Source organism: Bradyrhizobium sp. S69 (genome assembly GCF_009766005.1).
In the GTDB taxonomy this organism is placed as follows: domain Bacteria; phylum Pseudomonadota; class Alphaproteobacteria; order Rhizobiales; family Xanthobacteraceae; genus Bradyrhizobium.
The window spans coordinates 59,462-83,964 of sequence record NZ_LMUK01000009.1 but is presented as its reverse complement, the minus strand read 5'-3'; the positions used below and the strand labels follow the sequence as shown (position 1 = coordinate 83,964).

General features: G+C 63.4%; 13 protein-coding genes. 8 read left to right on the top strand and 5 right to left on the bottom strand.

What is annotated here, in order from left to right:
- Positions 1-57 precede the first annotated feature (57 nt).
- On the top strand, positions 58-6,336 hold the full coding sequence (locus GSQ88_RS02385) for a HAMP domain-containing protein (RefSeq protein ID WP_159005781.1): 6,279 nt from the start codon (positions 58-60) through the stop codon (positions 6,334-6,336).
- A 16-nt stretch (positions 6,337-6,352) separates the two neighbouring features.
- The gene (locus GSQ88_RS02380; RefSeq protein ID WP_159005924.1) at positions 6,353-7,861 is read left to right on the top strand and encodes an HWE histidine kinase domain-containing protein; all 1,509 of its coding nucleotides are present in this window, start codon (positions 6,353-6,355) and stop codon (positions 7,859-7,861) included.
- Here the strand turns inward: GSQ88_RS02380 and GSQ88_RS02375 are convergent.
- The gene (locus GSQ88_RS02375; RefSeq protein ID WP_159005780.1) at positions 7,853-9,253 is read right to left on the bottom strand and encodes an MFS transporter; all 1,401 of its coding nucleotides are present in this window, start codon (positions 9,251-9,253) and stop codon (positions 7,853-7,855) included. The two genes, GSQ88_RS02380 and GSQ88_RS02375, sit on opposite strands and share 9 nt — an antisense overlap.
- Before the next feature lie 159 nt (positions 9,254-9,412).
- Entirely contained in the window at positions 9,413-10,699 is a 1,287-nt protein-coding gene (locus GSQ88_RS02370) for an MFS transporter (RefSeq protein ID WP_159005779.1), read from the bottom strand.
- A 284-nt stretch (positions 10,700-10,983) separates the two neighbouring features.
- On the opposite strand from GSQ88_RS02370, the gene GSQ88_RS02365 reads away from it, so the two are divergent.
- Genes GSQ88_RS02365 through GSQ88_RS02345 form a run of 5 tightly spaced genes read left to right on the top strand, consistent with a single transcriptional unit; the run spans position 10,984 to position 16,403 of the window.
- Positions 10,984-11,748 (top strand): class I SAM-dependent methyltransferase, encoded by a 765-nt coding sequence (locus tag GSQ88_RS02365; RefSeq protein ID WP_159005778.1) that lies wholly within the window; start codon positions 10,984-10,986, stop codon positions 11,746-11,748.
- Positions 11,749-11,767: 19 nt separating this feature from the next.
- Entirely contained in the window at positions 11,768-12,442 is a 675-nt protein-coding gene (locus GSQ88_RS02360; RefSeq protein ID WP_246735031.1) for an ABC transporter ATP-binding protein, read from the top strand.
- Entirely contained in the window at positions 12,439-14,898 is a 2,460-nt protein-coding gene (locus GSQ88_RS02355; RefSeq protein ID WP_159005777.1) for an ABC transporter permease, read from the top strand. Before GSQ88_RS02360 ends, GSQ88_RS02355 begins: the two co-directional genes overlap by 4 nt.
- Positions 14,888-15,976: a lipocalin-like domain-containing protein gene (locus GSQ88_RS02350; RefSeq protein ID WP_159005776.1), complete on the top strand. Its 1,089-nt coding sequence runs from the start codon at positions 14,888-14,890 to the stop codon at positions 15,974-15,976. Before GSQ88_RS02355 ends, GSQ88_RS02350 begins: the two co-directional genes overlap by 11 nt.
- A gap of 34 nt (positions 15,977-16,010) precedes the next feature.
- On the top strand, positions 16,011-16,403 hold the full coding sequence (locus GSQ88_RS02345) for an MAPEG family protein (RefSeq protein WP_159005775.1): 393 nt from the start codon (positions 16,011-16,013) through the stop codon (positions 16,401-16,403).
- 238 nt (positions 16,404-16,641) lie between these two features.
- On the opposite strand, the gene GSQ88_RS02340 is transcribed toward GSQ88_RS02345, so the two are convergent.
- From GSQ88_RS02340 to GSQ88_RS02330, 3 genes are all read right to left on the bottom strand, one after another.
- Positions 16,642-17,832 (bottom strand): ABC transporter substrate-binding protein, encoded by a 1,191-nt coding sequence (locus GSQ88_RS02340; RefSeq protein ID WP_159005774.1) that lies wholly within the window; start codon positions 17,830-17,832, stop codon positions 16,642-16,644.
- A gap of 85 nt (positions 17,833-17,917) precedes the next feature.
- Positions 17,918-21,082, bottom strand: coding sequence for an efflux RND transporter permease subunit (locus tag GSQ88_RS02335; RefSeq protein WP_159005773.1), 3,165 nt, complete (start codon positions 21,080-21,082; stop codon positions 17,918-17,920).
- Positions 21,079-22,242 (bottom strand): efflux RND transporter periplasmic adaptor subunit, encoded by a 1,164-nt coding sequence (locus GSQ88_RS02330; protein ID WP_502706680.1) that lies wholly within the window; start codon positions 22,240-22,242, stop codon positions 21,079-21,081. The genes GSQ88_RS02335 and GSQ88_RS02330 overlap by 4 nt, the downstream gene beginning before the upstream one ends.
- 451 nt (positions 22,243-22,693) lie before the next feature.
- On the opposite strand from GSQ88_RS02330, the gene GSQ88_RS02325 reads away from it, so the two are divergent.
- The gene (locus GSQ88_RS02325) at positions 22,694-24,469 is read left to right on the top strand and encodes an acyl-CoA dehydrogenase family protein (protein ID WP_159005772.1); all 1,776 of its coding nucleotides are present in this window, start codon (positions 22,694-22,696) and stop codon (positions 24,467-24,469) included.
- The last annotated feature ends 34 nt before the right edge of the window (positions 24,470-24,503 follow it).

Below are 24,503 nucleotides of genomic sequence, written 5' to 3'. Positions count from 1 at the left end.
CGATGCCTCTTATCAGGCGTGCATTGAGATTCGGCCGAGTTTTCCAGAGGAAAGCCCATGAGCGACCTGGTTCCCGACGCACCTTCAACCGCCCGTCGCGTCGCGAAAAACAATCCTGCCCCGAACGGAAAATCTGATCCCCTGCAAGACCTGCTGCACGCCCTGCAAGCGATGCGAAGCGGGGATTTTTCGGTGCGGATGACCGGCGATCATCTCGGGATCGAGGGCAAGATCGCCGACACCTTCAACGAAATCGTCGCTGCGAACCAGCGGATGGCGCAGCAACTGGAACGGGTCGGCCAAGTCGTCGGCCGTGAAGGCAAAACCCGGCAGCGCGTGAAGTTCGATCTGGCCAGCGGCTCATGGGCGGACATGGAAGGTTCCGTCAACACCCTGATCGACGACCTGTTGTGGCCGACCCGCGAGGTGACCCGCGCAGTGGCCGCCGTGGCGCAGGGCGACCTGCTGCAAACCGTGCAACTGGACGTCGATGGCCGCCCGCTGGGCGGCGAATTTCTTCAGTCGGCCAATATCGTCAACACCATGATCAAGCAGCTCAGCGTGTTCACCTCGGAGGTGACGCGCGTCGCCCGCGAGGTCGGCACCGAAGGCAAGCTCGGCGGTCAGGCCCAGGTTCCCGAAGTGACGGGGGTCTGGAAAGACCTGACCGAAAGCGTGAACTCGATGGCCAATAACCTCACCGGCCAGGTTCGAAACATCGCCGAGGTCACCATCGCGGTTGCCAATGGCGATCTGTCCAAGAAGATCACGGTCGACGTGCGCGGTGAGATCCTGCAGCTCAAGGAAGCCATCAACACCATGGTGGACCAGTTGCGCTCGTTTGCGTCCGAAGTGACGCGGGTGGCGCGCGAGGTCGGCACCGACGGCAAACTCGGCGGCCAGGCGATCGTGCCTGGCGTCGCCGGCACCTGGAAGGATCTGACCGACTCGGTGAACGCGATGTGCGGCAATTTGACCGCGCAGGTTCGCAACATCGCCAACGTGACGACGGCGGTCGCCCGCGGCGACCTGTCGCGAAAAATCACGGTCGACGTCCGCGGCGAAATTCTCGAACTGAAAGACACCATCAATACGATGGTCGACCAGCTCAATTCGTTCGCCTCGGAAGTGACGCGCGTCGCGCGCGAGGTCGGAACCGAGGGAAAACTCGGCGGTCAGGCCCAGGTCCCGGGTGTTGCCGGCACCTGGAAGGACCTCACCGACAACGTCAACTTCATGGCCTCCAACCTCACCGCACAGGTGCGCAATATCGCCGACGTCGCCACCGCGATCGCGGGCGGCGACCTCTCCAAGAAGATCACGGTGAACGTATCAGGGGAAATCCTTCAATTGAAGGAAACCCTCAACACCATGGTCGACCAGCTCAACGCCTTTGCCGGCGAAGTCACGCGCGTCGCGCGCGAGGTCGGCACCGACGGAAGATTGGGCGGACAGGCCAACGTGCTCGGTGTCGCCGGCACCTGGAAGGATCTGACCGAGAGCGTCAACTCGATGGCGTCGAACCTGACCGCGCAGGTTCGAAACATCGCCGAAGTGACCACCGCGGTCGCCAATGGCGACCTGTCGAAAAAGATCACGGTGGACGTGCGTGGCGAAATCCTCGAGCTGAAAGACACCATCAACACGATGGTCGACCAGCTCAATGCGTTCGCCGGCGAAGTGACGCGCGTCGCGCGCGAAGTCGGTACCGAAGGCAAGCTCGGCGGTCAGGCCAACGTGCGCGGCGTCGCCGGCACCTGGAAGGACCTCACCGACAACGTCAACTCGATGGCCGGCAACCTGACCGGCCAGGTCCGCAACATCGCCGAAGTCGCCACCGCCGTCGCGAAAGGCGACTTGTCGAAGAAGATTACCGTGAACGTATCAGGCGAAATCCTTCAATTGAAGGAAACCCTCAATACCATGGTGGATCAGCTCAATGCGTTTGCCGGCGAGGTGACGCGGGTCGCGCGCGAAGTCGGCACCGACGGCAAGCTGGGCGGTCAGGCCGAAGTGCCCGGCGTCGCCGGCACCTGGAAAGACCTCACCGACAGCGTCAATTCGATGGCCGGCAATCTGACCGCGCAGGTCCGCAACATCGCCGAAGTTGCCACCGCGATCGCCGGCGGCGACCTGTCGCGCAAGATCACCGTGGACGTGCGCGGCGAAATCCTTCAGTTGAAGGAAACGCTCAACACCATGGTGGATCAGCTCAACCGGTTCGCCGGCGAGGTGACGCGCGTCGCGCGCGAGGTCGGCACCGAAGGGCGTCTGGGCGGCCAGGCCAACGTGCCCGGCGTCGCCGGCACCTGGAAGGACCTCACCGACAACGTCAACTCGATGGCCGGCAATTTGACCGGCCAGGTCCGTAACATCGCCGAAGTGACCACCGCGGTCGCCAAGGGCGATTTGTCGAAAAAGATCACGGTCGACGTCAAAGGCGAAATCCTCGAACTGAAGAATACCGTCAACACCATGGTCGATCAGTTGAACGCCTTTGCTTCCGAAGTGACGCGCGTCGCGCGCGAGGTCGGCACCGAAGGCAAGCTCGGCGGCCAGGCCCAGGTGCCCGAAGTCGCCGGCACCTGGAAAGACCTCACCGACAACGTCAACTTCATGGCCTCGAACCTCACCGCCCAGGTTCGCAACATCGCCGAAGTGGCGACCGCGATCGCCGGCGGCGACCTGTCGAAGAAGATCACGGTCGACGTGCGCGGCGAGATTCTGCTGCTCAAGGACACCCTGAACACGATGGTCGAGCAGTTGCGCTCGTTCGCGGCCGAAGTGACCCGCGTCGCGCGCGAAGTCGGCACCGAGGGCAGGCTCGGCGGCCAGGCCGTGGTGCCCGGCGTCGGCGGCACCTGGAAAGACCTCACCGACAACGTCAATCTGCTGGCCGCCAACCTCACGACGCAAGTCCGCAACATCGCCGAAGTGACCACCGCGGTGGCGCGCGGCGACCTGTCGCGCAAGATCACGGTCGACGTCAAGGGTGAGATCCTCGAACTCAAGAACACCATCAACACGATGGTCGACCAGTTGAACGCGTTCGCGGGCGAAGTCACCCGCGTGGCGCGCGAGGTCGGTACCGAGGGCAAGCTCGGCGGCCAGGCGCAGGTGCCCGGCGTCGCCGGCACCTGGAAGGATCTCACCGATACCGTGAACTTCATGGCGGCCAACCTGACCGAACAGGTGCGCGGCATCGTCAAAGTCGTGACCGCGGTTGCCAACGGCGATTTGAAGCAGGACCTGACGGTGAAATCGAAGGGCGAAGTCGCGGCGCTCGCCGATACCATCAACAACATGACCGAGACCCTGGCGACATTCGCCGATCAGGTCACCAGCGTGGCGCGCGAAGTCGGCGTGGAAGGCCGACTCGGCGGTCAGGCCAACGTGCCGGGCGCCGCCGGCACCTGGAAGGACCTCACCGGCAACGTCAACCTGCTGGCCGCCAATTTGACCTCGCAGGTGCGCGCGATCGCCGAAGTCGCGACCGCCGTCACCAAAGGCGACCTCACCCGCTCCATTCAGGTCGATGCGCGCGGCGAAGTCGCCGAGCTCAAAGACAACATCAACACCATGATCGGCAATCTGCGCCTGACCACGGACGTGAACTCGGAGCAAGACTGGCTGAAAACCAATTTGGCCAAATTCACCAACATGCTGCAGGGCCAGCGCGACCTGACGACCGTGGGCCGGCTGCTTCTGACCGAACTGACCCCGCTGGTAAACGCGCATATGGGCGTCATTTACCGCGTCGAGAATGAAGACAATCCGCAATTGCGCCTGCTGTCGTCCTATGCGGGCAATGGCGCCAACCCGCATCCGCAATTCGTACAATTTGGCGAAGGCCTGATTGGGCAAAGCGCGATGGACCGGCGCCAGCGGCTGGTGTCGGACATCCCGACCGACGCGATCCCGATCAACTCCGCGCTGCTGCGCGTCGCCCCCCGGAATCTGGTGGTGCTGCCGGTGCTGTTCGAGAACCAGGTCAAGGCCGTCATTGAGCTGTCCTCCGTGGGTTCGTTCACGACCTCGCAAATGACGTTCCTCGAACAGCTCACCGACAGCATCGGCATCGTGCTCAACAGCATCGAGGCCACCATGCAGACCGAGGGTCTGCTGAAGCAATCGCAGCAGCTCGCCGGCGAATTGCAGACCCAGCAAAAGGAACTGCAACAGACCAACGAACAGCTGGAGCAGAAGGCGCAGCAGCTCGCCGAGCGCAACGTCGAGGTGGAAAGAAAGAACCAGGAGATCGAACAGGCCCGGCGCGCGCTCGAGGAAAAGGCAACCGAGCTGTCGCTGACGTCGAAATACAAATCCGAATTCCTCGCCAACATGTCGCATGAGCTGCGCACGCCGCTCAACAGCATCCTCATTCTGGGCCAGCAGCTCACGGAAAATCCGGACGGCAATTTGTCGGGCAAACAGGTCGAATTCGCCCGAACCATTCACGGCGCGGGCACCGACCTGTTGAACCTGATCAGCGACATTCTCGATTTGTCGAAGATCGAATCCGGCACCGTCACGGTCGATGCGGAAGAAATCCTGACATCGAGCCTGCTCGATACGGTTGGACGGCCGTTCCGCCACGAGGCGGAAAATCGCCACCTGTCGTTCGAGGTCGAGGTCGACGGCAACCTCGCCCGCAGCATGGTAACGGACTCCAAGCGCCTGCAGCAGGTGTTGAAAAACCTGTTGTCGAACGCGTTCAAGTTCACCGCGGAGGGTGGTGTCCGAATGAACGTCGCGGCGGCCGTTGGCGGCTGGAGCGCAGAGCACCCGATTTTGAATCACGCTGCCGCCGTCGTTGCTTTTGAGGTGACCGACACCGGCATCGGCATCCCGCTGGAGAAGCAGCGGCTGATCTTCGAGGCGTTTCAGCAGGCCGATGCCGGCACCAGCCGGAAATATGGCGGCACCGGCCTTGGCCTTGCCATCAGCCGCGAACTTGCAAGCCTGCTCGGCGGTGAAATCCATTTGCGCAGCACCCCCGGCAAGGGCAGCACCTTCACGCTCTATTTGCCGCTGAAATATTCCGGCCCGACGGTGGCGCCGCGTATCCCGACGCCCTATGCAACGGCGCCCGCGCTACAGGCCGCGGCGCAGGAGCGGATCATCGAACAACTGCCGGACGACCGGCTCAATCTCGAGCCGGGCGACACGATTCTGCTGATCGTCGAAGACGACCCGCATTATGCGCGCGTGCTGATCGATCTTGCCCGCGACACGGGCTTCAAGGTGCTGGTCGCGGCGCGGGGCGCGGAAGCGCTCGACCTTGCCAAGCAGTTCCAGCCGACCGCGGTCTCGCTCGACGTCTTCCTGCCGGACATGCTGGGCTGGACCGTGTTGAGCCAGCTCAAACACAATCCGTTGACCCGACACATTCCGGTCCAGATCATCACGCTGGATGAAGACCGTCAGCACGCGCTGGCACGGGGCGCCTTTTCCTTCGTCAACAAGCCGACCACGACCGAAGGCGTCAGCGCGGCGCTGTCCCAGATCAAGGAATACACCAAGCCGCGACGCAAGCGCCTGCTGATCGTCGAAGACAATGCCGCGGAACAAATGAGCATCCGGGAACTGCTCGATCACAAGGATATCGAGATCATCGCCACCGATACCGGGGCCGAAGCGCTATCTGTGCTGCGCAGCAGTCCGTGCGATTGCGTGGTGCTGGATTTGCGGCTGCCGGACATGAGCGGCTTCGAGGTTCTCAACCAGATCCGCAACGACGAGGCGCTGTCCAATGTTCCCGTCGTGGTGTTCACCGGGCGGGAACTCTCGGCCGAGGAGGACGCGGAACTCCACACCATGGCCCGAAGCATCGTGGTCAAGGGCGTGGAATCGCCGGAACGGCTGCTCGACGAGACGTCGCTGTTTTTGCATCGTGTGATCACAGAATTGCCAACCGAGAAGCAGCGAATGCTGGAGAAGCTCAACAGTTCCGATGAGGATCTGGTGGGCAGGACGGCGCTCCTGGTCGACGACGATGCCCGCAACATCTTCGCGCTGAGCAGCGTGCTGGAGCGGCGTGGCATGAAGGTGTTGACCGCCACGACCGGCAGTGAGGCTATCGCGCTTGTGGAAACCAGCCCTGAGATTGCGATCGTGCTGATGGATATCATGATGCCGCAAATGGACGGATACCAGACCATGGGCGTCATTCGCCAGAATCCCTCGTTCAGCCGGCTGCCGATCATTGCGTTGACGGCGAAGGCGATGAAGGGGGATCGCGAGAAATGCCTCGAGGCCGGCGCCTCCGATTACCTGGCGAAGCCCGTCAACACCGAGCAATTACTCCTCGCCATCCGCATGTGGCTGCACCGCTGACCGGGTCGCGCAGATGATGGACCATGAAAAAGTAAACATTCTTCTGGTCGACGATCAGCCGGCCAAGCTGTTGGCCTATGAAGTCATTCTCAAGGAGCTCGGCGAGAACCTCGTCGCGGCGACTTCGGGCCGGCAAGCGCTGGAATATCTGCTCAAGAACGAAGTCGCCGTGATCCTGATGGACGTCTGCATGCCGGAGCTCGACGGCTTCGAGCTCGCCGCCATGATCCGCGAGCATCCGCGCTTCCAGAAGACCGCGATGATCTTCATTTCGGCGATCCAGGTCAGCGATATCGATCGGCTCAGAGGTTACGAGATGGGCGCCGTCGATTATGTGCCGGTGCCGGTGATTCCGGAGGTGCTGCGCGCCAAGATCCACGTCTTCGTCGAACTGTACCGCAAGACCCGGCAACTGGAACGGCTCAATGCCGAACTCGAACACCGGGTGCGCGCCCGCACATCGGAGCTCGAGGAATCCACCGCCCGGCTGGTCGAAAGCGAGCAGCGCCGCAGCATGGCCATCGCCGCCGGAAAAATGGGATCGTGGGATTGGGATTGGGTCAACGGTGACTGGATGTGGGATGAAGGCCAGTACCAAATCTGCGGCGTCGACCCGAAGCAGTTTCAGGTGACGTCGGAAAATATCCAGAACCTGCTGCATCCCCAGGACGCCAACCAATTGCGCCGGGCCTTCGCCCAGTTCGCAAAAGGCGCGACATCGTATGAGACCGAATTCCGGTTCGTGCGACCGGATGGCGAGCTTCGCTGGTGCGTTGGAACGGCCGCGGCGACGATCGACAAAAACGGCCGGGTGGTCCGCGTCAGCGGCGTCACCGTCGACATCACCGAACGCAAGCGCGCGGAAGAGCGCCAGAATCTTCTGACCCGCGAAGTCGATCACCGGGCGAAAAATGCGCTGGCGCTGGCGCAATCGATCGTCCGGCTGACACGGGCCCAGGACATCACCGCCTATGTCCGCGCGGTCGAGGGACGGATCAGCGCACTGGCGCGGATTCATACCATCCTTTCGCTGTCGAGTTGGCAGGGCGCGAAAATCAAACGGCTGGTCGACGGGGAACTCTCGCCCTATTCAGCCGGAGGCCAGATCAAGGTCCGGGGTTCCGAGATTCAGCTAGAGCCCGCCACGGCGCAGACGCTGGCGCTGGCCTTTCATGAACTCGTGACCAATTCGGTCAAATATGGCGCGCTCTCGGTCGAGCAAGGCCGGGTATCGGTCCGATGGGAGCTACAGGACGACGATGTGCTGACCTTGGTCTGGGAAGAAACCGGCGGCCCTGAGGTTCACAAGCCGGCGGCGCGGGGATTTGGCACCAGAAGCGTCATCGCCAGCATCGAGTCGCAGCTTGGCGGACAAGCGCTGTTCGATTGGCGTTCCGAGGGATTGATTTGCCGGCTGCTGGTGCCGGTCACGCCGCAAGCCATTGAATCCGAACTGAGCGAACAGCCGACGCCGCTGGTCGCCAACGGAACACGGCCGTTCGCTGCGCCGATGCGCTCATTGTGACACTTGTTCGAGCTCGAGGTCACGCGTGCGCGGTCCCCAGACTCCGATCGACACCACGACGATGGTCATCGCCACCGCGATCAGGCTGAACACGCCCTTGGTGCCCGCGGTTTGCAGGAAGAAGCCGATGATGAAGCTCGCGAACACCGCGCTGATCCGGCTGAGCGAGTAGGTGAAGCCGACCGCCCGCGCGCGCACGCGGGTCGGGAACAATTCGCTCTGGTAGTTGTGGAACGAGTACGACAGCACGTTGTTCGACAGCGTGATCAGCACGCCGAAAAAGATCAGCGGCGCCATCGAACTCTGAAATGCGAACAGCATTCCGAATACCCCGATGCAGCAGGCCGCACCGATCAACTGCCATTTTCGTTCGCATCGATCGGCAAAGCCGATCGCCAATAGCGGCCCGAACGGGTTCGCGATCGCGATGATGAACGAATAAAGCAGGCTGGCGCCGAGATTGATGCCGGCCTGTTGCGCGATCAGCGTCGGCACCCAGGCCGCGAAGCCATAGAAGCCGAAGGTCTGAAAGAACTGGAACACCATCAACATGATGGTGCGGCTGCGATAGCGCGGTTCGAAGATCTCGCCGAGGCGCCCCGTTGGCTCGGCTTTCTCCACCGCGTGATTTCCCGGTATCGGCAGCGCCGCGCCGCTGAGGTCGGCAAGCACCTTGGTTTCGATCGATGCGGTGATCGCCTCCGCCTCATCGAACCGTCCCTGATTGATCAGCCATCGCGGGCTCTCCGGCACGGCACGGCGAATGAACCAGACGAACAGCGCCCCGACCGAACCGAGCATGACGACCCAGCGCCAGCCATCGATGCCCCAGGGACTGATCGGCACCAGGAGATAGGCGACCAGCGCCACCACCGGAACCGCCGAGAACATCACACCCTGATTGAAGGCGAACGCCCGGCCTCGCATCGATTTGGGCACCAGCTCGGACAAATAAGTGTCGATCGTAACCAGTTCGACGCCGATGCCGATTCCCGCGATCAACCGCCACAGGCTGACCCCAAGACCGGTGTGCTGGAAAGCCATCACGAATGTCGCCGCGCAATACCACAGCATCGAATAGGTGAATATCGCACGCCGCCCGTATTTATCGGCCGCGTAGCCGAACACGAAGGTGCCGATGAAAAGGCCGGTGAAGGTCGCCGCGACAAACAGAGCCGGCCCGGCGAATATGCTGACGGACACGTTGGCGAGCAGCCCCGCTTTCATCAGGCCGGGGACGACATAGGCCGTCATGAACAGATCGTAGAGCTCGAACATGCCTCCGAGCGAGAGTAGCGCGATGAGCTTCCACACATGCCGCGTGCCGGGCAATCGATCCAGCCGCGCCAGGATGGCGGCCGCACGAGCCCCGTCGGATTGCTCCGTGCCCATCGTCTCTCTCCCTGCTTTATTATCGCCGGCAAAACTTGCCCGCGTCGGTTTCCCGCGAGCATGCCGATTATTCCGATATTAGCAAGACGCGCACCGTGATCCGCCACAGCATGCCAGTCCCCCCGCAGGCGCAGGGAGCAGGGCCTTAACGATGCATGATCAGGCTTTGGCCGCGCCGGCGAATTTCGGTTGCGCCGGCTGTGCCGTCAAGCGCGCGCGTTCGGTGTTGGGCCACAGTAACAGCAGGCCGAGCAGTCCCGACGCGATCATGACCACGGCGTTGATGGTGAAGCCCGTCATGTAGCCGTCGAGCAGGCCGCTCGCGCGCTGAATCACGCTCCCCATCACCTGCGGCGCCACGATTCCGGACAGCGTATAGATCGCACCATAGATCGCGATCACGGCGCCGCGCTGCGATACCGGCGTGAACTCGCCGAGCATCGGCGCGCACACCACATAGATCGACCCGCACAATCCGGACCCGACCACGAGCAGCGCGATCATCAGTCCGCCCGGCGCAACATGCGGCAGCGTGGCGAGAATCAAGCCGCCGACAACGAGGGGCACCGAGCCAACCACGCCGCGTGCGACACGGGTGGTGAAGCCGCGCGCCATCATGGCTTGCGAAATCCAGCCCGTGAGCATCACGACGATGGCGCCGAACACCCAGGGCAGGATCGAAATCCAGCCTGCATCCGTTTGCGAAAAGCCAAGGCCCTTGACGATGAAGGGCGTGAACCAGGTGAGGCCGAGCGACAGCGCCCAATAGGCCCCGAATGTCGCGACACAGCAGCCGACGAAGGTACGCGAGGTCAGAAGCTGGAAATAGGGAATCCGCGGTTCGGCCGCGGCCATCGCCGTGGTTTGAACCAGCGGCCCTTCCTTGCCCCAAACCAGCCACGCCACGACCCACATCAGGCCGACGACGCCGAGCGCGCCGAAGGCGTAGTGCCAGCTATGATTGACGATCACCCAGTTCAGCGCCGGGACCGCGAGAATCACGCCAAATGCCGAGCCTTGCGAGAGCACGGCGGTGGGCAGCGCCCGCTTTTCGTCGGGAAACCATTTGTAAATCGCATGCACCGCGACCGCGGCGGCAGGCCCTTCGCCGGCGCCGAGGATGATGCGGCAGATCAGCAGCGTGCCGAAACTGATGGTGCCCAGCATCGGAAATTGCGCCAGCGCCCACACCACCGCCAACACCAGCAACACCCAGCGCGTCTCGATCCGGTTGACGATGAAGCCGACAATGATGGCCGAGATCGAAAACAGGAAAAAGAACGAGGAACCGAGCAGCCCGAACTGTTCCGGTTCGAGTTTCAGTTCGGTCATGATCGGGACGCCGGCAAGGCCGACCACGATCTTGTCCGCGAAATTCACCAGCATGTACAGGAACAGGAGGAACGTGATTCCCCAGGCGCCTTTGGGCGTCGGTTGCGCGGCCATGATTGCTCCCCCGTCGTTCTCGCTTGCCCCGTTGGTCGGGCTCATCCGATGCTACCCGTGGCGTCACAGGTATGGCAACCCGCCATTTTGAACCGGTCCCCGCGACCGGCGTGTGTGCGCTGCAACTGAAACTCCGCTCTCGAAATGTTTCGCCCTCGAAATGCCGCCGGATGCCGCCTTGAAAGCGCCCAACACCGATCACGATCGCGTCGCCGTCACGACAGAGACCGTGATATCGCGCTACGGTCTTGGTATGTTGCATCGCCAATTAAGGGATTTTGGGAATGACCAGGTTGATCCATCGCCGGATGCCCGCTGCCGGCCTGCTTGCCATTCTCTCGGTGATCGCGGCCTGGGGCGTGACCCCGACGATGGCGCAGGACGCCCCTGACTATGCCGCGATCGTCGCATCGCCCGACCGCAGCGATGCCGACCGCCAGACCGATCAGCGCCGCGCGCCGGTCAAGATGCTCGCCTTCACCGGGGCCCGGCCGGGAATGAAGGTATTCGATATGGAGGCCGGGGCCGGCTACAGCACCGAGCTGTTGGCGCGCGCGGTGGCGCCCGGTGGCGTCGTCTACGCCCAGGACTCCGCCGCCGTCATGGAGCACGTCAAGGACAAATTCGACATCCGCGCGCAAAGTCCCGCGATGAAGAATGTCGTGCATGTGATCCGAAATTTCGACGATCCGATCCCGCCCGATGTCAGCGGGCTCGACCTGATCACGTTTTTCTTCGCCTACCACGACACCACCTACATGCCGGTCGATCGCGCTGAGATGGACCGCAAGATGTTCGCGACGCTGAAGCCCGGAGGCTTGCTGGTGATCGCCGATCATTCCGCGCGTCCGGGCGATGGCGCCAATGTCGGCAAGACGCTGCACCGGATCGAGGAAAGCACGCTGCGTCAGGAGGTCGAGGCGGCCGGCTTCAAGCTGGTGTCCGAGGCTGACTTCCTGCGCAACCCGAAGGATCCGCGCGACGCTGCGACGTTTCATCCGCAGATCCCGAACGACGAGTTCGTGCTGAAATTCCAGAAGCCGTCTTGAGGCATCGTTCGCGCACCGCATGACAAGCGACCGTCAGATCGTGTTGAGCGTTCGGGAGCTCACGAAAGCCTATCGTTCCGCTGGAGAGCGGGTCGAGGTGCTGCGTGGCGTGAACCTGGACATATCAGCGGGTGAGCGCGTCGCGCTGACCGGGGAATCCGGCAGCGGCAAGAGCACGCTGCTGCATCTGATCGCGGGCCTCGATCGCGCCGACGGCGGCAAGATTACGCTGGACGGCGCAGCCGTCGGCGATCTCACCGATTCCGGCAGGGCCGCCTTGCGGCGCGACCGGCTCGGCCTAGTGTTTCAGCAGTTCAATTTGATCCCGAGCCTGAATGTCGAAGACAACCTCGCCTTTCAGGCCCGCATCGCCGGCCGTCATGATGCGGCCTGGCATGCCGAGCTGGTGAAGCGGCTGGGGCTCAGCACACTGCTGAAGCGCTATCCCGAGCAATTGTCCGGCGGCCAGCAGCAGCGGGTTGCGATCGGCCGCGCGCTGGCGACAAAGCCGCTGCTGGTGCTCGCCGACGAGCCCACCGGCAACCTCGACGAGGCGACCGCCGACGACGTGCTCGCGCTCACGCGCGATCTCGTCAGCCGAACCGGCTGCGGCTTCCTGATGGTGACCCACAGCGCGCGCCTCGCCGCCACGCTCGACCGCCGCATCAATCTCAGCGCCGGACTAATCGCATGAGGGTGATCTGGATTCTCGCGACCCTGTTGAGCCATTGGCGGCGGCATCCGATGCAGCTGGCCACCCTGCTGATCGGGCTGGTTTCCGCGACCGCGTTGTGGAGCGGCGTGCAGGCGCTGAACCAGCAGGCGCGCCTGAGCTACGACCGCGCCGCCGCCACATTCGGCGGCGCGCGAACATCGACGCTGGTCGCTCGCGATGGCGCGAGCTTCCCGCAGCAGCTTTTTGTCGATCTGCGGCGGGCCGGCTGGCCGGTATCGCCGGTGCTGGAAGGCCGTCTTCAGGTCGGCGGACGGTCGTTCCGGCTGCTCGGCATCGAACCGATTACGCTGCCCATCGAGGTCGGCAATGCGCCCGCCATCGGCAAAGCCGATCTGCAATCCTTCATCGCGCCACCCGGGCAAACGCTGGTGGCGCCGGAAACGCTTGCCGAACTCGACCAGCCGGAAGGCGCCGCACCGATCTCGAGCGGCGGCGCAACGCTGCCGCCGCTGCACGCGCAGCCGCAGATGGTGCCGGGCGTGCTGGTGGTCGACATCGGCATCGCACAAGGGCTGCTCAACCGCCCCGATCAGATCTCCCGCCTGTTGATCGGCAAACCGAGAGGCCCGCATCCACCGCTTGAAGCCGTCACCGGCGACAAGCTCCGTCTGGTCGCGGCTGATTCCGAGAGCGACCTCGAACGTCTGACCGACAGCTTTCATCTCAATCTGACGGCGTTCGGGCTGCTGTCGTTCTTTGTCGGGCTGTTCATCGTCAACTCGGCCATCGGCCTGGCGTTCGAACAACGCCTGCCGATGCTGCGGACGCTGCGTGCCTGCGGGGTGTCCGCTCGTTTGCTCAATGCCGTGCTGGTGCTCGAACTGGTAACGTTGGCGCTGGTCGCGGGCCTCATAGGCCTGGTCTGCGGCTATCTGATCGCGGCTTTGCTGCTGCCCGATGTCGCCGCCAGCCTGCGCGGCCTTTACGGCGCGGAGATTCCCGGAGAGCTGACGCTCAAACCCGCCTGGTGGTTTGCCGGCATCGCGATCAGCATCATCGGCGCGCTGGCGGCGGCGACCGCAAGCCTGCTCAAAGCGATCCGTCTTCCGGTGCTGGCCGCGGCGCAACCTTATGCCTGGCAACAGGCCCAGCACCGCTGGCTGATGCTTCAAGCCGGGCTCGCGCTGGTCGTGCTGACCGCCGCCGGCTGTTTCCTGTGGTTCGGCGATTCGCTGCTGTCGGGGTTCGCCGTGCTGGCGGCGTTGCTGCTCGGCGCGGCGCTGCTACTGCCGGCGATGCTGGAATTGGTATTGTCTGTCGGCCAGCGCAGCGCCCGCCGGGCCATCACAGTGTGGTTCTGGGCCGATAGCCGTCAGCAGCTTTCTGGATTGTCGCTGGCGTTGATGGCGCTGTTGCTCGCGCTGGCGGTCAATGTCGGCGTCGGCACCATGGTCGAAACCTTCAGCCGGACCTTCATCACATGGCTCGACGGCAGGCTTTCGGCGGATATCTACATCAACGCCCCTGACAATGCGCAGGCGACCGACATCAAGACGTGGCTGCGCCAGCGGCCCGAGGTGCAGGCGATCTTGCCCGGCGGCCGCACCGAGGCGCAGCTCGATGGCGCACCGATCGAAATCGTCGGTCTTCCCGATCACGCCACCTATCGCGATCATTGGCCGTTGCTTCAATCGACCGCCAACGCCTGGGTTCGGCTGCGTCCCGGCGATGCCGGCTTTGTCAGCGAACAATTGGCCCGCCGCCTGAACCTGGGGCTCGGTGACCACATCGAGGTGCCGGCGCCAGGCGGCAAGTGGACGCTCGAGATCGTCGGCATCTATGCTGATTACGGCAACCCGAAGGGCCAGATCACCGTCAATATCGCCGCGCTGCTGCGGCGCTTTCCCGCCATTCCGCAAACGCGTTTTGGCTTGCGCGTCGCGCCGCCGGAGATTCCGGCGCTGATGTCGGCGCTGCAAAGCAAATTTGGCCTCGACGCCCGCAATCTGCTGGACCAGGCCACGCTGAAAGCCGAATCGAGACGGATCTTCAACCGGACCTTTGCGGTGACCGCGGCGCTGAACGCCTTCACCCTTGGTGTCGCCGGCATTGCATTGTTGACCAGCCTGCTGACGCTCGGCAATTCACGCCTGCCGCATCTGGCCCCGCTGTGGGCGATCGGAATCACAAGGCGGCGGCTGGCGGCGATCGAACTGTTGAAGACCCTGTCGGTGGCGCTGATCACGACCCTGCTGGCGCTGCCGCTGGGTCTTCTGGTGGCGTGGTGCCTGATCGCGGTGGTGAATGTCAAAGCGTTCGGCTGGCGGCTGCCGTTTCATGTGTTCCCGCTGCAATTGATCAAACTTGTCGCTGTCGCGATGCTGGCGGCGCTGGCGGCGGCCCTGGTCCCGGCGTTAAAACTGGCGCGCATGCAGCCCGCCAGCCTGATCAAGATTTTCGCCGATGAACGATAGGTTCGGGGTCACCCGCCGGGCCTTCGCAGGCGCCGTCATCGCCGCCGGCCTCGGCGGCAGGCTGGCGCGGGCGCAGGGCTTTGCCGGGCTCGGCGCGGACGGCAAGGGATTTACGCCGGCCACGCCGGGCAAGGTTTTTTCGTTTCCGGCCGACCACGGTCCGCACCCGGATTTCCGCATCGAATGGTGGTACGTGACGGCCAATCTGGTCGACAGGAGCGGCGCGGCGTTCGGCGTGCAGTGGACCCTGTTTCGTCAGGCCATGAAGCCAGGCGGGCAACCGCAAGGCTGGGCCAGTCAGCAAATATGGATGGGCCATGCCGCGGTCACGACAGCGGAGCTTCATCGCTTTAGCGAAACCTTTGCGCGCGGCGGCGTCGGGCAGGCCGGCGTCGATGCCACGCCGTTCCACGGTTGGATCGATTCATGGAACATGCGCGGGCTTGCGCCGATCAACGACATGAATATCGCGCCACTCGAACTCAATGCTTCGGGCGCCGATTTCAGCTACGCCTTGCGGCTCGACGCCAACCAGCCGCTGGTGCTGGAAGGCGATGCCGGCTACAGCCGGAAATCGGAGCGCGAGCAAGCCTCCTATTATTATAGCCAACCGTTCTTTGCGGTGTCCGGCCGCGTCACCCTCGACGACAAGCCGATCGAGGTCATCGGAATGGCCTGGATGGACCGGGAGTGGAGCAGCCAGCCGCTGGCCTCCGATCAAACCGGATGGGATTGGCTCGCGCTGCATCTGAACTCCGGCGAGAAGCTGATGCTATACCGGCTGCGTCAAACCGATGGTCGCGATTACCGCACCGGCAACTGGATCAGCCCCGACGGCAGGAGCGAACAGATATCGACCGCCGACATCAAGATGACGCCGACTGCCTTTACGCCGATCGAGGCGCGCAAACTGCCGACGGCATGGCGCATCGAGATTCCCACGCGCGGCCTCAGCATCGAGACCACGGCGCTTAATCCGCTGTCCTGGATGGGAACGAGCTTTTCCTATTGGGAAGGACCGATCAGCTTCACCGGCAGCCATGCCGGAGTTGGCTATCTCGAGATGACCGGCTATTGAAGCGTTTCGAGTTTTAACGAGGGGGCTTCCATCGATGTTTCACTTCACTGCTATCGTCACCTGCGTGGCCATTCTGTTTTACTACTTCACAAGCATGATGGTCGGCAACGCCCGCCGGAAATTCGGCATCAAGGCGCCCGCCGTGTCAGGCAATCCTGATTTCGAGCGGGCGTTCCGGGTGCAGATGAACACGCTGGAATGGCTACCGATTTTCCTGCCCTCGCTCTGGCTGTTCGCGATCTATATCAGCGACGAATGGGCGGCGGTGCTTGGCCTGATCTGGATTCTCGGTCGCATCCTCTATTTGACCGGCTATTCGCAAGCCGCGGAAAAACGCGGCATGGGATTTACGATTCAGGCGCTGGCAGCTACCGCCCTGTGGCTGGGCGCGCTGGGCGCACCGATCTGGCGGCTGGTTCATGGGTGAGGAATGAAACTCGCGGTCGTCGTCCGGCCTTCCAGCCTGCAAAGTATCTCGGCCGTCATCCTGAGGTGCGAGCTCTTGCGAGCCTCGAAGGATGGCTGCGAGCACTGAGCTGAACAATATCCTTCGAGGCTCGCCGAAGACGGCGAGCACCTCAGGATGACGGTTCCGGTGTGTCCCGGCGCCTTACGCGCAATTGCGCGCTAGGCCGGGATGACGAACTTGAGCGACACGCCCCCACTCACTTCGTCAGCGGACACCCACTATCCTTGGCCGAGGGAAACGCCTTGTCGCCCGGCACCACGGCGAGTTGCTTGTAGTAATCCCAGGGCTTCCTCGACTCCGACGGCTTCTTGACCTCGAACAGATAGAGGTCGTGCACCATGCGGCCGTTTTCCTGCACCTTGCCTTGCGCAAAGGCATCGTCGACCGGCAATTCCTTCAGCTTTTTCGCGACCGCGTCGGAATCCTTGGTGCCCGCGGCCTTGACCGCCTTGAGATATTGCAGTGTCGCGGAATAAGTGCCGGCATGGATCATGCTCGGCATCCGGCCGGTGCGCGCCATGAAACGTTCGCCGAAGGCGCGTGATTTGTCATCGCGATCCCAATAAAAGCCTTCGGTGAGAACGAGGCCCTGGGCTGCCTGCAACCCGAGGCCGTTCACTTCGGCGAGCGTCATCAACAGGCCGGCCAGCTTCTGGCCGCCATTGACGATGCCGAATTCCGCAGCCTGCTTGATCGAGTTCGTGGTATCGAGCCCGGCATTGGCCAGTCCGATCACCTTGGCTTTCGAACTCTGCGCCTGCAACAGGAACGAGGAGAAATCCGACGAGTTCAGGGGGATGCGCACCGAGCCGAGCACCTTGCCGCCGCTCGCCGTGACGATCTCGCTGGTGTCTTTTTCAAGCGCATAGCCGAACGCGTAGTCGGCGGTCAGGAAGAACCAGCTATCGCCACCCGCCTTGACCAGCGCGCCACCGGTACCGACCGCGAGCGCGTGGGTATCGAACGCCCAATGGAATCCGTAAGGCGTGCAGGCGTCGCCGGTGATGCGGGAGGTCGCCGCACCCACCACGATGTCGATCTTCTTCTTGTCCTTCGAAAGCTCCTGGACCGCCAGCGCCACCGACGAGGTCGTCAGTTCGGTGATCATGTCGACGTTCTCGACATCATACCAGCGCCGCGCGATGGAGGTAGCGAGGTCAGGCTTGTTCTGATGATCGGCGGTGACCATCTCGATTTTTTGGCCGAGCACGCTGCCGCCGAAATCCTCGATCGCCATTCGCGCCGCCTCGACGGAATATTTGCCGCCGTAATCGGCGTAGACGCCGGACTGATCGTTGAGAATGCCGATCTTGACGCCCTGCGCGGAGACCGGCGCCGCGATCAAGAGACTGCCGATCGCGGCCGCCGCCAACCCTATCGATTTCATCGCTCATCTCCCCACAAAGGCTGATCTGTTGCGGCCGGAATAATTGTGTCGGCGCGGCGGGCGCACCGCTGCCGATGGCACGATATCAGACTGCGGTCGGAGTTTCACGAGGCGGCCGCGGGTCTGCGAGGCCGCGAACCACCATGTAGAAGATCGGCGTAAAGACGAGCCCGAACAGGGTGACGCCCAGCATGCCGAAGAACACGGCAACACCGACCGCCTGGCGCATTTCCGAGCCCGAGCCGCTGGAGACCACCAGCGGCAACACGCCGAGAATGAAGGCGAACGACGTCATCAGGATCGGCCGCAGCCGCAACCGGCAGGCTTCGATCACGGCCTCCAGCCGCTCCTTGCCCTCGGCCTCGATGTCGCGTGCGAATTCCACGATCAGGATCGCATTCTTCGCGGCCAACCCCACCAGCACCACGAAGCCGATTTGCGTGAGGATATTGACGTCCTGTCCCATGATGCGCACACCGATGGTGGCGGCGAACAGGCACATCGGCACGATCAGGATGATCGCGAACGGCAACGTCCAGCTGCCATATTGCGCGGCCAGCACCAGATAGACGAACAGCACGCAAATCGGGAACACCAGCAGGCCGGCACTGCCGCCATTGACCTGCTGATAGGACAAATCCGTCCAGTCATACGAGAAGCCGCTCGGCAGCGTCTCGTTCGCGAGCTGCCTCATGGCGCTGATGACGGTCGCCGAGCTGACGCCGGGCCTGCCCTCGCCCTGTAGTTCGGACGCCGGATAGAGATTGTAGCGCGCCACGCGATCGGGACCGGCGATGTCCTTGAAATCCACCACGCTGCCGAGCATCACCATGTCGCCATTTGCGTTGCGGGTGCGCAACCGCGACAGGTCTGCACGGTCTTTCCGGAACGGCAGGTCGGCCTGGGCGGTGACATGATAGGTGCGGCCGAACAGATTGAAGTCGTTGACATAGGCCGAGCCGAAATAGGTCTCGATGGTGTCGGTGATGTTGGCAATGGGAACGCCGAGCTTCTGCGCCTTGATGCGGTCGATGTCGACGAACACCTGCGGCGTGTTGGCCGAGAATGGCGAGAACACAGTCGGAGCGAGCAGCAACGGCGACTTGCGCGCCGCGGCGACAAGTTCGTCGGTTGCGGCCGCGAGCAGGTCGGGCCCACGTCCCTGCCGGTCCTGGACGCGCATGGTGAAGCCGCCGCCGGTACCGATGCCGGGGATCGACGGCGGCGGGATGACGATGATGAACGCGCCCTCGATGGCCGAGAGCCGCTTGCGCAGGTCGTTGGTGATCACGGTTGCGGTCAGGCCCTTCTTGAGCCGCACCTCCGGCTCGTCGAACACCGGAAACAGCGCGGCCGAGTTGCTCGCCTGGGTCCGGGTCGCCCCGGATAGCCCTGCGAATACCGCGACGCGAACGATGCCGGGCGTGTCGAGCGCCATGCTTTCGATCCTGCGGACCACTTCGGTGGTGCGCGCCAGCGAGGCGGCGCCGGGCAATTGCGCGGAGATGATGACGTAGCCGCGATCCTGCGCCGGGATGTAACCTTGCGGCGTCGTAGCGAGCAGCCACCCGGCGCTGCCTATCAGCACGACATAGATCAGCAACATCACCACGCGGTGCCGGATCACGAAACCCGCCGCGCTGCCGTAACCATGGGACAGCCGATCGAAGCCGCGGTTGAAGATGCCGGTGAACCAATCCCAGGCGCGGCCGATCACGTTCCACGCGGCCGGTGGCCGCCTGTCGTGATGGGCGACGAGAATCTGCGAGGCCAGCGCCGGCGACAGCGTCAGCGAGCAGAAGCAGGAGATCGCGGTCGCCACCGCGATGGTAATCGCGAATTGCTGGAAGAACTGTCCGGAGATGCCGCCCAGGAACGCCGTCGGCACGAACACCGCGCACAGCGTCAGCGCGATCGAGACCAGCGCGCCGCCGACCTCCTCCATGGTCTTCAGCGCGGCATCCCGCCGGCTCAAGCCAAGTCCAAGATGGCGTTCGACATTCTCGACCACCACGATGGCGTCGTCGACGACGATGCCGACCGCCAGCACGAGGCCGAACAGCGTCAGATTGTTGAGACCGAAACCGAACGCCGACATCGCCGCAAAGGTGCCGACCAACGACACCGGGATCGCCACGATCGGAATGATGGCCGGGCGCCAGCCCTGCAAGAACACCAGCACCACGATCACGACCAGGATCATCGCCTCATAGATGGTCTTGATCAGTTCGTGGATCGACTGCGCGATGAACTCGGTCGGATTGTAGCCGATGTTGTAGTCGAGCCCCTTCGGGAAGCTCGCCTTCAGCTTCACCATGGTGTCTTCGATGCCCTTGGCGGTGGCGAGCGCGTTCGACCCCGGACGCTGCGTCACCAGCATGGCGACGGCGGTCTTGCGGAGCAGGAAGCTGTTGGTGGAATAGTCTAGCGCGCCGAGCTCGACCCGCGCCACGTCGCGCAGCCGCACGGTGCGGCCGTCTTCGCTCGCCTTGACGACGATGTCCTCGAACTGGGCGGGGTCCTTCAAGCGCCCGGTGAAGGTGAGATTCGGCTGGAAGGCGCGGTCGGCGATCGGCGGGCTTGCGAACTGGCCGCCGGTGATCTGCAGGTTCTGGGCGCGGATCGCCGCGATCACATCGGCCGCGGTCAGGCCGAGATGCGCGATCTTGTCCGGATCGAGCCACAGCCGCATCGAATAGTCGCGCGCGCCGAAGATCTGGATGTCGCCGATGCCGTCAACCCGCAGCAGCTCGTCGCGGACCTGCAAGAGCGCGTAGTTGGAGATGTAGAGCTGGTCGAACGTGTCGTCCGGCGACAGCATGAACACGACCATCAGGATGTCGGGCGAGTTCTTTTTCGTGACGACGCCGTTGCGCTGCACTTCGTCGGGCAGCTGAGGCTGCGCGATCGCGACGCGATTCTGGACCAGCACCTGCGCCTTGTCGAGATCGGTGCCGAGTTTGAAGGTGATGGTGATGGTGAGCTGGCCGTTCGAGGTGGCCTGGCTGTAGATATACAGCATGTCCTCGACGCCGTTGATCTGCTGCTCGATGGGAGCTGCGACGGTGTCCGAGATGGTCTGCGCCGAGGCGCCCGGATATTGCGCGGTCACCACCACGGTCGGCGGCACCACCTGCGGATACTCGGCGATCGGCAACGTCGTGTAAGCGATCGCGCCCACGATCAGCAGTACGATCGACAGCACCATCGCCAGAATGGGCTGGTTGACGGAAAGACGTCCGAGGTTCATGGCTTGCCGCCGCCGCTCGCCGCCATGTGCGGGCTGACCTTGGCGCCGACGCGGGCGCGCTGGATGCCGTCGACGATGACCTTGTCGTCCGGCTCCAGGCCCTCCTTGATAACCCTGAGGCCGTCATCGAGCGGACCCAGCACGACCGCGCGAGCCTCGACGGTGTCGTCGTTCTTGACCACGAACACGATCTTGCGCGATTGGTCGGTAGCAATCGCCGTGTCCGGCAACAGCAGCGCTTCATAGGGCGAGCTTGCGATCAGCCGGACGCGGCCGAACTGGCCGGGCAGGATCGACAGATCATGGTTTGCAATCACCGCGCGGCTGCGCAACGTGCCGGTAGAGACGTCCAGCCGATTATCGATGAAATCCATGTGGCCGTCATGCGATGGCTTGGTCTCCCCGGTCAGTGCCACCTCGACCGGATTGGCGGTATCGCGTGAACTTGGCCGCTTGCCCTCGAACCAGAGCTTGTTGTTCTTCAGATAAGTCGCCTCGTCCACGTCGAAATAGATGTAGATCGGGTCCAGCGAGACGATCGTGGTGAGCAGGGTCGAGGTGCCATTGTCGCTACCGCTCACAAGATTGCCGACACTGACGAGATGGCGGCTGACCCGCCCTACGAGCGGCGCCACCACATGCGTGAACTCGACGTTGAGCTGGGCTGCCTTCAGCGCGCCTTCGGCGACGGTCTCGGCGGCATGCGCAGCCTGCAGAGCCTGGCGACGTTGGTCGACGACCTGTTCGGAGACCGCACTGGTCTGGACCAGGCTCAACCCGCGATCGAGCTCGCGCTTGGCGAGTTCCGCCTTGGCTCGCGCGTCCGCAAGCTGGCCATCTGCCTGGGTCGAGACGGCTTCGAACGGACGCGGGTCGATGATGTAGAGCAGGTCGCCGGTGTGAACCATGTCGCCGTCCTTGAACTCGACATTGGTGACAAAGCCGCCGACCCGGGCGCGGACCTGCACTTCCTCGACCGCCTCGAAGCGGCCGGTGAACTCATCCCAATCGGTGACGGTGCGCTTGACCGGCTGGGCGACGGTGACCGGCGGCGCGGCAGCGGCCTGCGGCGCCGGCTTTTCGCTGCAGCCCGCCAGGCCGACCGCGAGGAGAACGGCCAAAGATCCGAGGCCGCGGCGTGAAGCGAGCCTGAACGTGATCGTGTGAGCCAACTTCCTTGATGTCACACTCTTTGATGTCAGAGCGGCGCCCAATGCTATCTCCTCCGCAATCATCAAACCGGCCGCCGCCCCAGCGGCTGGACCAAGGTGAGATCAAAGGCCAGACTATCTGCCCGGATCAAGCAAAATATTTTATTAGTTCGAGCGCTGCGTTTCACACTATGCTCGTACAGGCCAGCGCGGCCGGCCTTCGCGGTCTCGAAATGGACGATTCATGCTGCGCCGCCTGAGCTGTCGATTCATGGTTTATCGATCCCGCGGCTATTTAACCGCATGTCATGGCCCGGCGATTGCGCGCAGCCGCAGCGTCGCGGCTCAATCATGTTGCAGGTGACGGCGGGAAGGCGATATTCAACAGGCACTACGGTCGTGATGCGTCTTGCAAGGGGACGTATCACGGACCGCCCGGAGATCTGAAACGAGGTCAGTCATGCACGCACCTCACGCTGCAAAATCGCTCGGCACCGCCACGGCGCAAGGCCCCGATCATCTCGCGCTCGACTGCTCAGGTGAAAATTTCTACGCCATCGACCGCGGCCTGCGCGACCTGATCCGGCTTTATCTTGCGCCGGGTGATTTCGCTCGGCTGGAGCCGCATTTCCATCGCCTCGGCGAATTGGCCGGCGGCCGGCTCGATCAGCTGGCGCGGGCCGCCGACAAGCATCCGCCGGTGCTGAATCCGCGCGATCGCTTCGGTCGCGACGAAGACTGGATCGACTATCATTCGTCCTATCGCGAGATGGAGCATATCGCGTTCGGGGATTTTCAGTTCCACGCCATGAGCCACCGCGCCGGGGCGCTCGGCATGGATCGTCCGCTGCCGGCGGTCGCCAAATACGCGCTGCAATATCTGTTCGTGCAGGCCGAGTTCGGGCTGATGTGCCCGATCAGCGTCACCGACACCTCGATCCATCTGATCCGAAAATTCGCCAGCACCGAGCTGAAGGAATATCTGCTGCCGAAGATGCTGTCGGACGATCCCGCGACGCTGTGGAAGGGCACCCAGTTCATGACCGAACGGGCCGGCGGTTCCGATGTCGGCGCGATCGAGACGATCGCCCGCCACCAGGACGGCGAATGGCGGCTCTATGGCGATAAATGGTTCTGCTCGCATGCCGATGCCGACATCGCCTTGATGCTGGCGCGGCCCGAAGGCGCGGCCGCCGGAACCAAGGGGCTTGCGCTGTTCGCGCTGCCCCGGCGCTTGAAGGACGGAAGCCGCAACGCCTATCGCGTCGTTCGGCTCAAGGACAAGCTCGGCACCCGTTCGATGGCGAGCGGCGAGATTCTGCTGGAAGGTGCGGTGGCCTATCTGGTCGGCGATGTCGACGCTGGGCTGAAACAGATGATGGAACAGGTCAATTTGTCACGGCTTTCGCACGGCGTGCGCGCCGCCGCGATGATGCGGCGCTGCGTCAACGAGGCCATGGTCTGTGCGCGGACACGTTCGGCGTTCGGCCACGGCATTATCGACTATCCCCTGCTCCGCCGCCAGCTTGTGAAAATCATGGTACCGACGGAGCAGGCGCTCTCGATGTTCCTGTTCGCCGCGCACGCGATGGATCGCGCCAATGCCGGTTCAAAGCAAGCCGAGAGCCTGTTGCGCATCCTGACGCCGCTGTTGAAATTCCGCGCCTGCCGCGACAACATTCCGGTCGCCACCGGCGCGATGGAAGTGCGTGGCGGCAACGGCTACATCGAGGAATGGGTCAATGCCCGGCTGGTCCGCGACGCCCATATCGGCGTGCTCTGGGAGGGCACCAGCAACATCAACGCGCTCGATATCATCACGCGCGCGGTCGGCAAGATGCACGCGCACAAGGCACTGCAGACCGAGCTTACAAAACTGTTGCATGAGGCGACCGCGATCCCGGCGGCATTCCGCGATCGGTTACAGCAGGCGCTAGCCCGGACGCTGGACTTTGCCGAACGTGTCGCGGCCGAACCCGCGCTGGAAGATCGCGCGCGGCAGGCGGCAAGCGCGCTGTACCACGTCACCAGCGCCATCCTCATGACCTCCGAGGCGGCCCAGCCGGACACCGATGCACGCCGGGCGTTGGTTGCGCGGATGATCCTCGATCATCGCTTGAGCGCGCGAGATCCGCTGGACGATCACGAAGCAAAATGGGAGCACGCGGCGACGGACATCTTGTTGTCGGAGCGCAACGTTTCGATCGACGAGATCGCGGGACTTCTTGGAAACTGAACTGCACCGAGCGAAAAAACGGAACGGACTATTC